Source organism: Gemmatimonas sp., from assembly GCF_036405635.1.
Taxonomy (GTDB): Bacteria; Gemmatimonadota; Gemmatimonadetes; order Gemmatimonadales; family Gemmatimonadaceae; genus Gemmatimonas.
Window position 1 is genome coordinate 1 of sequence record NZ_DASWXE010000164.1, and the last position, 2,322, is coordinate 2,322.

The 2,322-nt window shown below is 63.8% G+C and carries 2 protein-coding genes; one reads left to right on the top strand and one right to left on the bottom strand.

Features of this window, described 5'->3' with window-relative positions:
• Positions 1-55: 55 nt before the first annotated feature.
• The gene (locus tag VGE27_RS13320) at positions 56-1,078 is read left to right on the top strand and encodes a hypothetical protein (protein ID WP_331050158.1); all 1,023 of its coding nucleotides are present in this window, start codon (positions 56-58) and stop codon (positions 1,076-1,078) included.
• Positions 1,079-1,187: 109 nt separating this feature from the next.
• Here the strand turns inward: VGE27_RS13320 and VGE27_RS13325 are convergent.
• The coding region (locus VGE27_RS13325) for an ankyrin repeat domain-containing protein (protein WP_331050159.1) at positions 1,188-2,322 on the bottom strand (1,135 nt) is incomplete at its 5' end.

Genomic DNA, 2,322 nt, shown 5'->3' on the forward strand with positions numbered 1-2,322 from the left:
CCTCCTTCCTGGCGCTGCAATGTCCCACCTCCCGCCCTTCGTCGGACGCATCTCCATGCCCCGCCCAATTCTGGCGCGTACCGTGTCGTGCACACTCTCCCGCACCGCACTGCTCTCCGCCGCATTCCTGCTGCCGCACGGTGTGCTGCAGGCTCAGGCACCCGCCGCTCCGGCGCGCGTGGTCGATGTCACGAAGCTCGCCGAGATCCATGTCGCGATCACGGCCGTCAATGACTCGGCCGATGCGCGCCAGGCGCAGGCCAAAAACAAGACGGACGAAGCGCAGCATGAGTTGGCCGCCAAGAAGCGCCAGCTCATCACCGAGCTCCTCAAGACGAAAGGACTCACCGACACCGCCTATCAGCGCCAGCGGTTCCTGGTGAGCACCGATCTCGAACTGCGCTCGAAGTTCGACAGCGTCGTGGCCAAGCTCACCGGCGCGCCGCTGCCGGGTCGTATCGCGGCGCCGGTGGCCCCTGGCTTTGTCGCGGCGAGTGCACTGCCGCCCGGCATGGTGGGTACACACATCGGCCATGTGACCACAAGCTTCGTGGACACACCGGAAAAGGTCGGCTTGCTGCCGATCGCATTCACTGAAGCGCAGGTGGCCTCGCAGCACGCTGCACTCGCCACGCGCAACACGACGGACCTGGCGGCGATGAAATTGCACGCCGGCCACGTGCTGCACGCGGTTGATCCTACCATCGTGACGACCGGCCCCGGTAAGGGCTTTGGTGTGAAGCGTGCCGCACTTGGCGTGGCTCAGCATATCGAACTCGCCGCCAAGGAGTCGACGGCGTCGCCGAACGTGAAGATTCACACCGGACACATCGCAACGGCGGCTCGTGCAACAGCCACTCGCGTCGATCAGGTGGTGGCGATTGCCAAGAAGATCCAGGCCACCGAAGACGTGAAAGAAGCAGCCACGCTCACCGCACAACTGGCTTCGCTCTCGTCGCAGCTGGCGGCTGGTGCCGACGTCAATGCCGACGGCCGCATCGACTGGGGCAATGGTGAGGGCGGACTCCAGCAGGCGCAGGAACACATCACGCTGATGCTGGCCGGCGAAAAGAAGTAACCAGCCAGCACCATCGGCATCACGGCACAGCGAAGACAGCAAACACACAAAGGGCCCGCGACTGATTGTCGCGGGCCCTTTGTGTTGTTCGTGTCGCCGTGGTCTCAGATCAGCAGGAGACGCAACGGTGGCTGTTCTTGGCGCCCAGCTTCTCGAGCAGCACGATCGTCTCGGGGAACGGACGCAGACGCTCCACTGGGCCGTTCGCCATGTCGATCGTGGTCTTGAAATCACGACCGACGGCCTTCGGATCGGCGCCCTTGCTCACGAGGTAGTTGATCATCTCGTTGTCGCCGCGCGCCGCCGCATGATGCAACGGGGTGTAGCCGTTGATGTCACGCTTGTTGACGTCGTGATGCAGCTCCTCGACGAGGTACTTCATCACCGGCATCCAGCCGTCCGGTGCATGGCGATGCGAGTTACCCGCGAAACCGTTGCCATATCCCACGCCAGCGGCCGCATGAATCGGATAGACACCGATACCAGGCGGCACGGCCTTCGACGCCGAATCGATCGAGGCATCCAGTGCCACGGCCGGCGCGCGCCCGAAGCCACCACCACGACGAGCTGCCGTGGGTGCCTTGTACTGCGGCACCGTATCGTTGGCACCAGCGGCCTTCAGCAGCTTCATCGCTTCGAGATCGACGCCATACGTCGCACGCCAGAACGCGGTGGTGCCATCGAGGGCCTCGAGGCCGCAGTTCGCGTTGCCGCAGTTGCTGAAGCCGAAGAACCAGAGGTTCTTGCGGAGACGCACATTCACGTCGGCACCGGACTTGATAAGCGCATCCATCAGCTCGATGTGCGTGGTCTTCTGCGTCTGGATGGCCTGCGGCTGCGGATAGCGTGAACGCGGGTGCCACATCACGTTGATCGTCGCATACAACGGCGTGAGGCCGTGGATGCTTTCGATGCGCACGTTCGCGCCCTTCTTCACCATCGCCATCGCGAGGTCGAACTGACCATTGATGGTAGCCATCAGCAGCGGCGTGACGCTGTCAGCTGACGCCACTTCATTGATGTTCGCGCCGGCATCGATGAGGGCCATCGCGGCCGCCACGTTGCCCTGACGGGCCGCGTGGTGCAGCGCCGACAGACCGCCCAGGCTACCCACGGTCGCTTCATAGCCCGCATTGAAGCCGTTCGTGGTGTCGGCCGGGATGATCGTCTCGATCTTGCCGTCCACCTTCTGCTTGTTGTCGTACACGGTGCGACCAGCGAGAATCGCTTCCTGCACCTGCGCC